This is a genomic window from Pseudomonas sp. CFBP2511 (assembly GCF_030209255.1).
In the GTDB taxonomy this organism is placed as follows: domain Bacteria; phylum Pseudomonadota; class Gammaproteobacteria; order Pseudomonadales; family Pseudomonadaceae; genus Aquipseudomonas; species Aquipseudomonas avellanae.
In genome coordinates this window covers 91907-103618 of record NZ_JARVSI010000027.1, presented here as the reverse complement: position 1 = coordinate 103618, position 11712 = coordinate 91907, and the positions used below count along the sequence as shown (strand labels likewise).

Sequence of the window (11712 nt, the reverse complement as noted above, 5' to 3'; positions counted from 1 at the left end):
AACACACGGCCGTCGGCGAGGCGACCGCGATGGCGTGATCGCGTCGCCGGCCGATCAGTCATCAGGCAATGCTGTAAGCGTTGAACGCCTTGCCCTGTTGCAGGGCGGTGACGATGTTTTTACGGGTCACCGGCAGTTCGCTGCCTTGATTGTCGACGAAGCTGGTTTCCTGCAGTTCGGCTGCATCGCCTTCACCGACAAAGGTGAAACCGAGGAATTCAAGGGCTTCGCGGTCGACATTCAGGTTGGAGCGCGGGGTGCGTAGCGGCAGGCTGACGCTCTGGCCGTCCTTGCTGATGGTGTAGACCTCGGCTTCCTTCTTGGCACGCGTCGTCTTGCTCTTGGCGGTATACGGGTTGCTGATCGCTTGATGCGTCTGGTTCAGCACTTTGAGCGCCAGGCTGTAGACCAGCTCCTGAAACGCCGGGTCGTCCTTGTAGCTGGACAGAATCCGGCTGATCGGGAACTGCGCGCCAAGATCGGCCAGTGCCGCGCTGTCTGCCGCTTCGGCATCCTTGAGGCGCTTCAGTTGGCCCATCAATTCGTAGGCTTTGTCGTCATCGTGCTCATCCTGCGCCAGGCGAATGGCGGCACGCAGCTCGCGGATTTCTTCGCTTTCCTTGGCGGTCTGGAACGCATCAAGCACCATCTCACTGATGGTCTTGGCCTGCGGCACGTGCTGCGAAAGACCAATGGCGCTTTCGTATTCCAGCTTGGAGGAGGTCAGGGCTTCGTTGATCTGGGAATCAGGCATTGAATTTCACTATTTCAGAATTTGAGGCGCGAAAGGCTCTGGGCGTTTCGGGGGGCGTAATTTAGTGGAGCCGCGCGAGGATGTCACGGACCATTAGCTGAGGGGGCTGACTTGAGCCGTTCAAGCACGTTAAGTGAGGGGCCAGGTGGGTACCACCAGATGGATGTGATGGACGAAGCCCTGAACGTTTCCGCGATAGTGTTTGCCACCTTGCGTAATCAGCTTGCATGCCATCTGTGCCTTGAAGCGGCAGTCTGGATCAGGCTTTTATGGCGTATAAACCACCGATAATAACCAGTGAAGCGCCGACTAATGTCCATGCGAAGTATGACAAGGGTCCCGGCGAACCCTACCGCTGCAGCTATCCAACGACGCAGGCCAATGAATTCGCCCAGAATCATCCCTGCAAGGCCCAGCGTCATCAATGGAAACACTGCGTAAAGCGCGTGCATTTGCGCAAGGCCCAGAAATCGCAACCCAAAGGCGAAAAGGACTACGTCGGTCACTCCCAGGAGTGCCCGGGTAATTTGAAGTCCGGGTTTTGCGCTCAGTACAGAAGCCCTGAGACTGCCATGACAGGCGGCATACCCCACCGCAAAAATCGCGAATACCCAATAGCGCACCATGATCATCTGCGCGACAGGAAGGTCTTTGACCAGCACCTTGGTGATCCCGTCCTGCGTTGCAAAGGTGAGCATTGAAAGCAGGCAGAGAACTATTCCGAGTTGTGGGCGGGCACTGCCAGAAGTCCGTTCGGTACTGGCCGATGGTTCACCCACAGGCTTAACCTTCGCGACCGGCACGCAACGCCTGCCAACTGATAACAGAGCTCACCCCAAGCCGTGTCAGGATTTTTGGAGGTAGTTTGCTGGGGCCGGGCGTGTCGCAGAAGTCGTCCAGAAATTTCGATTTGGTAGCGGTCGCCAGTTCAGCCGCCATCACCCCGGCCAGGGTGCTTTTGACGGTGCCAAGGCCGTTCTCGCAGCAGGCGGAATACAGGTTTTCTTCAATTTCTCCAAAAGCGGGTGCGCTGTTCATGCTCAAGCAAAGACGTCCTGCCCAACTGAACTCCAGTGCAGTTGACTTTAATTCAGGAAAGCGGGCATCCAGAGAGTGCCGTTGCTCCTTTGCGACTTCCGCGACCCGCCCTGAGGTCACCTGGATGCTCGGGTCATAGGTGAATTTGGTGCGGATGACTATCCGCGACAGCCCGTTCATCGTTATTTTCCGTACCGTTGCCCCCATGGGGTCTGCCGGCAGTAAAGCCCATCTTTCCCGGCTTGTCGCCACTCGTTTGAATTCATCATCACGGTAACCAGCGGTCATGGAAGCGTAAGTAAAGACGTGGAGCAGCCGGTCCTTGAAGTGACCGAAGTCTTCAATGTGACCGTTGACTGCCAGTATCACCTTGGGCGCCGTCACTGCGCCGTGATGAGATCGCGCGGTCCAGTCAGCGCCGGAGCGTGATAACTCGACAATCGGCGAGCGCTCGTAGAGGCTGATGTGCGCATCCAGTCCGGCGGCGAGATCTCTGATGTATTGCGCGGGCTGGATCATCACCGCACCTGGCGTATAGAGCCCGCTGTGGTAATAAGTCGAACCCGTTATTTCGCGCATCTGCGCGGCATCAAACAGCTCGAAACCCTCGCCGATCCCTTTGAGCGATCGCGCGTAGTTGCTGTTCAGCCGTTCGCCGCGCTCTGTAGCCGCAGCGTTGATCTTGCCTGAAGGGTCGAAGGTTTCAGCGGACATGCCGTAGTCGCGTGCAGCTTGGGCCGCAAAGCCAATCGCGAAGCGGTTTTGCGCGATTTCCCGGGTCGTCGCTGAATCTCCGGCCACCGAATATTCCCCCGACGAAAGACTGTGGGGCACGTCGATCATGAAACCCGAGTTGCGGCCTGCGGGCCCCTTGGCGACCTCGTGAGCGTCCACCAGCACAATCCGATCCTGAGGTCGCAACTGGGCCAGCCTGCGCGCGGCGGAGAGGCCGGCGAAACCGGCCCCGATAATCAGCCAGTCCGCCGTCACGCTTCCATCAAGCGTACGCACAGGAGTAGAGCGTGTGGAAATCGCCTCCCAACCCGAAATACCGGTGTCGACCGGCAGGCGCTTGATGGAGTGAGTGTTCATTTTACGGTCTCGTCAACCGACCGATCAGACACATCGATCCAGATGGTTTTGATTTCGGTGTATTGATCGTGAGCAAAAACCGACTTGTCGCGCCCACCGAATCCCGATTCCTTGAAGCCGCCGAACGGGGTAGAAGCATCGCCCTCACCGAAACAGTTCACGGTGACGATACCTGCACGAATTTCCCGTGACAGCTTGATCGCCTTACGCAGGCTGCCGGTGTAAACCGATGCGGCCAGGCCGTACACCGTGTCGTTGGCCAGGGCGATTGCCTCAGAGATCGAGTTGAAGGTGGTCACGGACAGGATCGGGCCGAAGATCTCTTCCTGGAACAGTCGGCTGTCACGCTCGACGCCATCAACCACCGTCAGCTGGACGAAAGCCCCCTCCTGGGTGTCGCCGCCGTAGACGATGTCCAGTTTGTCGGCGTTGGCGTAGTCGAGATACGACTTCACCTTGGCGAAGTGATCGCTGCTGACCAACGCGCCGACGCGGGTTTGCGGGTCCAGCGGATCGCCCATTTTCCATTCGCGAATATAGGCGCCCATGCGCTCAAGCAGTTCGTCCTTGACCGACGCATGCACCAATAGCCGGGACGTTGCCGAGCAGTTTTCGCCCATGTTCCAGAACGCGCCGTTGACGACTTGTTCAGCTACCAGGTCCAGGTCTTCGGCATCTTCCATCACCACGGCCGGGTTCTTGCCGCCGCATTCAAGCACCACACGCTTGAGGTTTGAATCGGCGGAGTAATGCAGGAAGCGTCGACCGGTCACGGTAGAACCGGTGAAGCTCACCATGTCGATATCTTTGTGCAGGCCAATGGGTTCGCCTACGTCTTTGCCGGTCCCGGTGATAATGTTCAACACTCCGGCGGGCACACCGGCTTCAAACGCCAGCTCAGCGACGCGCAGTGTGGTCAGGCTGGTTTGTTCGGCAGGTTTGACGATCACCGAACAGCCGGCGGCCAGGGCCGGACCGATCTTCCAGGCCAGCATCAGCAGCGGAAAATTCCACGGCAATACGCAACCGACCACGCCGATCGGCTCGCGCACCACCAGGGTCAACGCGTCGTTTCCAACGGGCGCCGTGTGGTCATACAGCTTGTCGATCAACTCGGCATGCCAGCGCAGGGTATGAATGGTGTCCGGCACGTCTACCAGTTGGCATTCCCGTACCGGCTTGCCGCTGTCGAGGCTCTCCAGCACGGCGAGTTCGTGACGGTTGTCTTCCAGCAATCTGGCGAATTTCAATAAAACGCTTTTTCGCTCGCCTGGTGCGAGCAGCCGCCAGCGTCCGTCATCAAAAGCCTTTTTTGCCTTGCTGACAGCGTCATCCACGTCTTCGGCGCGGCAGGCCGCCAGATTACTCAGGAACTCACCGGTCGCCGGGTTGATGGTTGAAAAGGTGGCGCCAGAGATCGCGGGTTTATAGGCGCCATTGATGAACGCATTGGAGGGAAACGAAATCGATTGGGCGATGGCGGCATATTCATCTGCAGTAAGAAGATCATGCATGGCTGGCTCCGGAGATAATGTGGGCGACGGTGCGCTTAACGTTGGCAATAACGGTTTGAAGACTTCTTTTGTCTTCAGCGTTCAACGGGCGCAAGGGCGCGCGCACATCCCCGACTTTCAGACCGTTCAACTCACAACCAAACTTGATGCACTGTACGAACTTGCCACCGTCGAGTGCGTGCATCAGCGGCATCATGGCCGACATGATTTGCCGACCCTTGTCGAAGTTCTTTTCAATCACACAGGCTTCATACAGTGCAACGTGTTCTCTGGGCAGGAAATTGGAACCGGCACATACCCAACTTCTGGCACCCCAGGCGAAGAACTCCAGCGCCTGATCATCCCAGCCACAGGACAGGGCGATATGCGGGAACTCACGGGCGAGCAAATGCACACGGCCCATTTCCCCGGAGCTTTCCTTGATGGCAATGACGTTTTTGGACTTGCCCACGCGAGCGAGGTAGTCCTCGTTCATTTGCACGCCCATCCGCCCCGGGTAGTTGTACAACATGATCGGCATGTTGGCCGCGCGATCGATGGTCAGCGCATGTATGGCGTTTTCCTGATCCGTTGGCAATGCGTAGGGCGGGGTGGTGACCAATATGGCATCGGCCTTGAGGGCCTTGGCATCCTTGGCAAACAGCACGGCATCTTCGGTGCGGATCGCGCCGGTGCCGATGATCAATTGCACCCGGTTACCCATCACATCCTTGGCGTGAGCGGCGAGTTTCAAACGCTCTTCGGCAGTCTGTGCGTAATATTCGCCGGTCGAACCGCCGATAATAATGCCATGCACGTTTGCCTCTATAAGAGACTCCAGCACTTCAGAGAATACCGCCCAGTCAATGTCGCCATCAGGCGTGTGCGGCGTCACCGCGGGTGTATAGATGCCTTCGAATCTCAAGAGGATTACTCCGAATAGTCATGACCTGAAATCAATAAGCGTGCGCGTCTCGCCGTCTCGCACACGTTAAAGTGTCAGGTTGGTTGTCGTGGCGCAGGTATCCCGTAATGGATCAAGCATGTCCTTTTTACAAGGCCATCTTTCTGTCAGCGTTTTAGTGTTTTCAAACGTTGTAAGTTGTTCTGGCGGCGATTGATGAAAACGCCGCCCGTGCAGGTTTATCCCACCGACTTCAATTTGATACTGGCTTGAGCACTGTCGTCTCCCAGCCGGTCGAGCATGATCTCGCAATACCAGTCATCAAACTGGCAAACACCATTTTCAGCCTTGGAAGAGAAAGGACCCGGCTCATAAGCAGGAGAGTTGACCCCCACTTGTGCGCCTTCGACCAGGGTGCGGTCTTGATCATTGGTTGCGAGCCAGACTTTGGTAAGCCGGTCGAGGTCGTAGTCCAAGCCTTCCACGGTCGTTTTCTTGACGATCCACTTGGTGGTCACCAGCGTCTCGTTAGGCCCCAATGGCAGTACCCGGAAACTCAGGGCATGATCACCCAGGAAATGGTTCCAGGTAGACGGGTAGTTGAAATACAGAAGGGCGCCAATGTCGGCCTCGCCGCTGGCATCCAGCCTGACAGCGACTGCGGGCTTGCCATCCATTGTGTAGCTGACGGCCCCGGAGGACAGCGGGATGCGAGTGATGCGGAAGCGCCCGTCGTTGTCCATGACCAACCGGCTAGGCAGGCCCGCCGCTTCGCAGCGATCCCAGTGCGCAGTCAATTGGGGGTCATCGCTGCCACCGACGCCTGCCACCGACAGGTTCTCGACGAATGAGTTCATCAGTTCAGGGTGGGTGCCGTCGCAGTGATAGCACTCGCGGTTGTTCTCGAAGACCAGCTTCCAGTTGCCTTTTTCGATCAGGTTGGATTCGAAGGCAACCTTGCAGTCTTCCAGATTGTGCGGCATCAGGAAGGGGGTAACGGCTTCACGGAACGCGGAAAAGTCCGGAGCGGCCTCTGCCACACAGACATAGATGTAGGTATTGACGATCTCGCAGTGCACCGGTTTCAGGTTGTACTGGGATTTATCGAAGTCATCACCCATGTTGCCAGCAAACAGCAGGCGACCATCGAGCTCGAACGTCCACTTGTGATAAGGGCATACCAGCTTGGCGACCTTGCCTTTGGCCTCGGGGCAGACCTTCGAGCCTCGATGCCGGCAGGAGTTATGAAACGCACGAACCTGACCGTCTGCGCCGCGAACGACAGCGACCGGGTAATCGCCAATTTGCAGGGACAGATACTGACCTGACTTTTCCAGTTCAAAGGTATGGCCAGCGAAAATCCAGTCCTTGTGCCAGAGCTGCTGCAGATCCTGCTGATAGACAGCCAGGTTGCTGTACAACGCTCTTGGTAACGCATGACGGGGTTTACGTTGTGCAATAAGCTTCGAAACGTCTGATCTTGTATTCACGTCCCACCACTCCGTTAGCGTTTGGTGCTGCTCACAAAGCGTAAGCAACAGCCGATAATTAGGGTGTCGAACCAGCCCCTGCGCACTGAGGAGTCAATCCCGAGCGGCCTGTTAGTTCTTCCGGCCTTTGTGAAGGTTACGTGTAGAAATCGATCACCAACAAGAAACATTTATGCACGGCAATGCATAAACAAATGTTATCAATGCTGATATTCAGTCAGGCACAGCAGAGCAGAGCAGCGGAGCGTTTATGACTTCAGTACCCGGACGCCAGGCCCCCCAACCTGGAGCTCTACGCATTTGTGCAGTACCTGTCCATTCCTGCGGCAACGGATAAATACGCAAAAAGAGCGTTGCGCTGCCGTGGCGTGGCCGGGTCAAAATTGAGGCCGGTAGAACCGGTCACGCAAAATGAGAAAGCAGCCAATCGCGCAATCGGCAACAGCCGCGATCACTTTCCCGATCTACCTTGAAGGCAAGATAGTGTTGTGAGTCCTTGTGGACGACCTCTTTCTGGATAGGCCGCACCAGCGCGCCTTTTTCGAGGGACTCGGCCACCAGATGGCTCCAGCCCAATGCGACACCCTGATTGGCCAGGGTCATGTTAATGACGACGTTGTAGTCGTTGGCGCTGAATACGTGAGGGCGGTTGTGGGTTCGTTTTTCGATATCGGTGTCGTGGAACGCCAGCCATACACCCCAGTCGATGTGCTCCGCCACTTGGGCACGGCCGTAAGGGCTCAGATTAAGTAACGCGCTGTCGCGTAACCCTTCCAGGGTCGCGAGTTCCGGGTGCTCGTCGCGATAACGGGGGGTGCAGACCGGGAAAATCACGTCATGGAACAGCGGGTAGCTGCGATAACCACTGTGCACGCTGGAAAACTTGGTGATGAAGATGTCGGGAGTCACCCCTGGCTCCATGGAGAGAAAGTTCTGTGTGCTGATGAGATTGAGGTCGATGTCCTGATTGTCGTTGAAGAACCCCGGCAGCTTGGGCGACAGCCAAAGCGCTGCGAACGCTGCCGAGCAGCACAGCGTGACCTCGGACTTGCCTGCCTTGTAAGCCCCGACTCGCTTGGCCGCCTGGGAAATATTGACGAACGACAACTGTGCTGCGTCGAAGAATGCCGAACCGGCCTCGGTTAGCTCGACCGCCCGGCCAACACGCTTGAACAGTTCAACTCCCATGTAGGCTTCGAGTTCGCGAATCTGCCTGCTGATTGCTGCTTGAGTTACGCACAGTGCCTCTGCAGCCCGGGTGAAGCTCTGGTACTTCGCGGCAGCAACGAAAGACTTGACGGCCTTGAGAGATGGCATTTTCAGCAATGTATTGTCAGGTTCTATGTGCTTAACCATAACGCAGGGTATCCATTCGTTCTGACATCTGGCGCACAGGGTTGATGCGCGATCTTTTATCTGAACGGCCCTTGGGCATATAAACGCCCATGGGCCAACGCTGCTCAGCGTTATGGCAGGCCGAGACCAGGTTTGTCCATACAGGGGCGACAGGGATGTCGTTTTCAGATACGTCATGATCAATAACCTGACGTTATTGATTGCTTGGAGGAAATGTTGTTAGACGTTGGGGGGCTAAGGTAATAACTTTGTCATCACAGCTCAGGTCTCAAAAGAAGCCGTTGATTAATAAATAATAATAAGAGGATTTAACGATGTTTCCTGTTTCTCTTCGAGCATTTCCTCTGCCGCTATAAGTTAATTCCGATCGGTATGGGCGTGCCTGTATTCGATTCTTTTTAAGCATTCGCAGAAGGAAGGGATTATGAGTCATGGCGACGAAATACTCTCAGTCAACAACATTTTCAAGGTCTTTGGTGCTCAGCCAAAGGTCGCAATGGATATGCTCAAACGCGGTGCCGGCAAAGACGAGATATTCAGCAAGACGGGCCAGGTGGTCGGTGTGTTTGACGCTACATTTTCGGTAAAACGCGGAGAAATCTTCGTGATCATGGGCTTGTCGGGTTCTGGCAAGTCCACCATGGTGCGTCTGTTCAACCGTCTCATTGAACCCACGTCTGGAACCATTCATCTCAATGGCAAGGAAATTACCGGCCTTTCGGATGAGGCGTTACTGGATGTACGCCGTAAGGAAATGAGCATGGTGTTTCAGTCATTTGCGCTCATGCCGCACTTGACGGTCATTGATAACGCCGCTTTCGGGCTCGAAGTTTCAGGTGTCGCCGAGCAGGAGCGACACGCGCGTGCTCGCGAAGCGCTCGAACAGGTCGGCCTGGCTGGGCATGAACACAGTTACCCGCATCAGTTGTCTGGCGGTATGCAGCAACGAGTCGGCCTGGCTCGCGCATTGGCCAACGACCCGGCCATCCTGCTGATGGATGAAGCCTTCTCTGCACTGGACCCGCTCATTCGCCACGAGATGCAGGGCGAACTGATACGCCTTCAGGCCGAGCAGCATCGCACCATCATTTTCATCTCCCATGACATCGAAGAAGCTATTCGTATTGGCCATCGCATCGCGATCATGGAAGGCGGACGCATCGTGCAGATCGGTTCCCCTCAGGAGCTGCTGTGCAACCCGGTCAACGATTACGTCAAAGCATTTTTTCAAGGCTTTGACCGCTCGAAAATTCTTCGGGCGGGCGACGTGGCGACGGTCTGTGCACAGCGTCCTTACGACGCGCATGCATCCAGACCGACACTGCAATCCGATACCCCTCTGCAAGACATCTTTCACATTGTTGCCGATGCCGTGCATCCGGTCGCTGTTGTGGATCGACACGGTGTGTTCAAAGGCACTATTTCCAAGAGTCTGTTGCTGCAGACAATGAGTCGTCATTGACAAGCATCAACCGAGCGATTCATCAGGCTCAGCTACTCAGGTATCCAGCATGTCCGATTTCAGCTTTCTTGATCCGTTCCAATCCCTGACTATCCCCCTCGGCCAATGGGTCGAGGTAGTGCTCAATTATATGGTCCATAACTTTCGCGAGGTCTTCCGCTCCATACGCTGGCCGGTTGATCAGATCCTGAATGGTATCCAGGGTGGCCTGTTGTCGGTGCCGCCGACGATATTCATTATTTTTGCCACGCTCTTGGGCTGGCAGGTGGGCGGGAAAAAAGTCGGCGTTATGTGTTTTGTCACCCTCACGCTGCTGGGGCTGATCGGCGTCTGGGCCGATGCAATGACAACCCTGTCGCTGGTGCTCACTTCACTGGTGTTCTGCGTGGTGATCGGGGTGCCATTGGGTGTGCTCTGTGCACGCAGTGACCGACTGGAAAGAGTGCTCCGGCCAGGACTGGATGCCATGCAGACCTTGCCAGCGTTTGTTTATCTGGTGCCGGTGGTGATGTTGTTTGGTATCGGCAACGTTCCCGGTGTGCTGGTCACCATTATCTTTTCAGTCGCGCCGTTGGTACGCCTGACCAATCTGGGCATCCGGCAAGTGCCGGAAGACAAGGTCGAAGCTGCCCGAGCATTCGGCTGTACCCGTCGGCAAATGCTGTTCAAGGTGCAACTTCCGCTGGCGGCACCCACGATCATGGCGGGCCTGAACCAGGCGCTGATGTTGTCACTGTCCATGGTGGTGATCGCCTCGATGATTTCCGTGGGCGGTCTGGGGCTGATGGTCCTTCGCGGTATCGGTCGACTGGATATGGGCCTGGCAACGGTCGGCGGTGTGGGGCTGGTCTTGCTGGCTATCTTTCTTGACCGGTTAACCCAGGCCATGGGCGAACGCAGTAATAAAGCGGTTAATGGAGAACATTGGTACCAGACAGGGCCAGTCGGAATAGTGTTCAAACTTAAAAAGAAGACGGCTTCAACACCTGCCGGCGCACCGCTCAACGACAATTGATAAGCGTCGGAAGTTGATGTGATCGCTGCACACCTGCCCTTACCCTTATGCAAGGTAGATGACGATGAATGCTGAAAATTACAGAGTAAAAACGACGGTTATTCGTTGTATGACCGTCTTGGCGCTTGCCCTGTCTCCGCTTATGGCTTCGGCTGCCCAGGAACCCGGCAAGGGCGTCTCTATCACACCGATCTTTCCAACCATTGCGGAGGAGCGTTTTCGCGGTGAAATCGCCATGGCAGGGCTTAAAGAACTTGGTTACAAGGTGGAGCAGCCTAAGGAAACCGATTACCCGGCAATGATGCTTGCGCTGTCTTACGGTGACGCTGATTTCACCGTACATGCCTGGGAACAGTTGCACGCCTCTTTTTATGCCAAGGCGGGCGGCGACGATACGATGGTTAAAGTCGGCGCTATTATGCCCGGTGTTCTTCAAGGCTACATGATCGACAAGAAAACGGCTGATCAGTACAAGATCACTTCCGTCGAAGACCTGAAAAAGCCGGAAATCGCCAAGCTGTTCGACAGCAATGACGACGGTAAAGCCGATATGACCGGCTGCAACCCTGGCTGGGGCTGCGAGGTTCTCGTCGAGCACCATATGAAAGCGTACGGCCTTGAAAAAACCGTTACTGACAACCGCGGCTCCTACTTCGCTCTCATGGCTGACACCATCGCTCGCTACCAGCAGGGCAAGCCGATTCTTTACTTCACCTGGGTTCCGCAATGGATTTCCAGCGTGCTGATCGAGGGGCGGGATGTGGTCTGGCTGACCGTTCCCAAGACCGATCTGCCGGGCGGGAAAAACGACGTCGATACGACGTATAAAGGCAAAAACCTGGGCTTCGCGGTCGATACTGTCCGGGCCGTTCTGAACAAAGAGTTCGCCGAAAAGAACCCCGTGGCGGTGAAGTTTCTCTCCGAGATGCAAATCACCACCGATGACGAAAGTGCTCAGAACCTGAAAATGCACAACGGCGAAAACTCGGCTGCGGACATCAAGCGCCATGCGGCTGAATGGATTGCCGCTCACCGTGCCGCCTACGATGGATGGCTGGCCGATGCACGCGCCGCTGCGAGGAAATAGATAGCCACGAGCTTTGCCAGA

At 56.1% G+C, this 11712-nt stretch carries 10 protein-coding genes; 3 read left to right on the top strand and 7 right to left on the bottom strand.

What is annotated here, in order from left to right; all coding sequences use genetic code 11:
- Nucleotides 1-61: 61 nt before the first annotated feature.
- The 7 genes from QRN38_RS22455 to QRN38_RS22425 all read right to left on the bottom strand — a co-directional run bounded on the left by QRN38_RS22455 (nt 62) and on the right by QRN38_RS22425 (nt 8127).
- Nucleotides 62-754: a hypothetical protein gene (locus tag QRN38_RS22455; protein WP_005766113.1), complete on the bottom strand. Its 693-nt coding sequence runs from the start codon at nt 752-754 to the stop codon at nt 62-64.
- 218 nt (nt 755-972) lie between these two features.
- Nucleotides 973-1533: a DMT family transporter gene (locus QRN38_RS22450; RefSeq protein ID WP_235814515.1), complete on the bottom strand. Its 561-nt coding sequence runs from the start codon at nt 1531-1533 to the stop codon at nt 973-975.
- A gap of 4 nt (nt 1534-1537) precedes the next feature.
- A complete protein-coding gene (locus QRN38_RS22445; protein ID WP_057417744.1) occupies nt 1538-2884 on the bottom strand; it encodes an NAD(P)/FAD-dependent oxidoreductase in 1347 nt (448 codons plus the stop codon).
- On the bottom strand, nt 2881-4398 hold the full coding sequence (locus QRN38_RS22440; protein WP_057417743.1) for an aldehyde dehydrogenase: 1518 nt from the start codon (nt 4396-4398) through the stop codon (nt 2881-2883). Before QRN38_RS22440 ends, QRN38_RS22445 begins: the two co-directional genes overlap by 4 nt.
- The gene (locus QRN38_RS22435) at nt 4391-5302 is read right to left on the bottom strand and encodes a dihydrodipicolinate synthase family protein (RefSeq protein WP_007246249.1); all 912 of its coding nucleotides are present in this window, start codon (nt 5300-5302) and stop codon (nt 4391-4393) included. The genes QRN38_RS22440 and QRN38_RS22435 overlap by 8 nt, the downstream gene beginning before the upstream one ends.
- A gap of 218 nt (nt 5303-5520) precedes the next feature.
- Complete coding sequence (locus QRN38_RS22430; RefSeq protein ID WP_007246248.1) at nt 5521-6771, bottom strand: aromatic ring-hydroxylating oxygenase subunit alpha; 1251 nt, start codon at nt 6769-6771, stop codon at nt 5521-5523.
- Between the two features lie 402 nt (nt 6772-7173).
- Nucleotides 7174-8127 (bottom strand): LysR family transcriptional regulator, encoded by a 954-nt coding sequence (locus QRN38_RS22425; protein WP_005766100.1) that lies wholly within the window; start codon nt 8125-8127, stop codon nt 7174-7176.
- Nucleotides 8128-8551: 424 nt separating this feature from the next.
- On the opposite strand from QRN38_RS22425, the gene QRN38_RS22420 reads away from it, so the two are divergent.
- The 3 genes from QRN38_RS22420 (at nt 8552) to proX (ending at nt 11691) form a co-directional block, all read left to right on the top strand.
- Complete coding sequence (locus QRN38_RS22420; RefSeq protein ID WP_057417742.1) at nt 8552-9589, top strand: quaternary amine ABC transporter ATP-binding protein; 1038 nt, start codon at nt 8552-8554, stop codon at nt 9587-9589.
- The gene (gene proW / locus QRN38_RS22415; RefSeq protein WP_259638520.1) at nt 9585-10604 is read left to right on the top strand and encodes a glycine betaine/L-proline ABC transporter permease ProW; all 1020 of its coding nucleotides are present in this window, start codon (nt 9585-9587) and stop codon (nt 10602-10604) included. Before QRN38_RS22420 ends, proW begins: the two co-directional genes overlap by 5 nt.
- 109 nt (nt 10605-10713) lie before the next feature.
- Nucleotides 10714-11691 carry a glycine betaine/L-proline ABC transporter substrate-binding protein ProX gene (gene proX / locus QRN38_RS22410; RefSeq protein WP_007246244.1) on the top strand — a complete coding sequence of 326 codons (978 nt, stop codon included), beginning with the start codon at nt 10714-10716 and terminating at the stop codon, nt 11689-11691.
- The last annotated feature ends 21 nt before the right edge of the window (nt 11692-11712 follow it).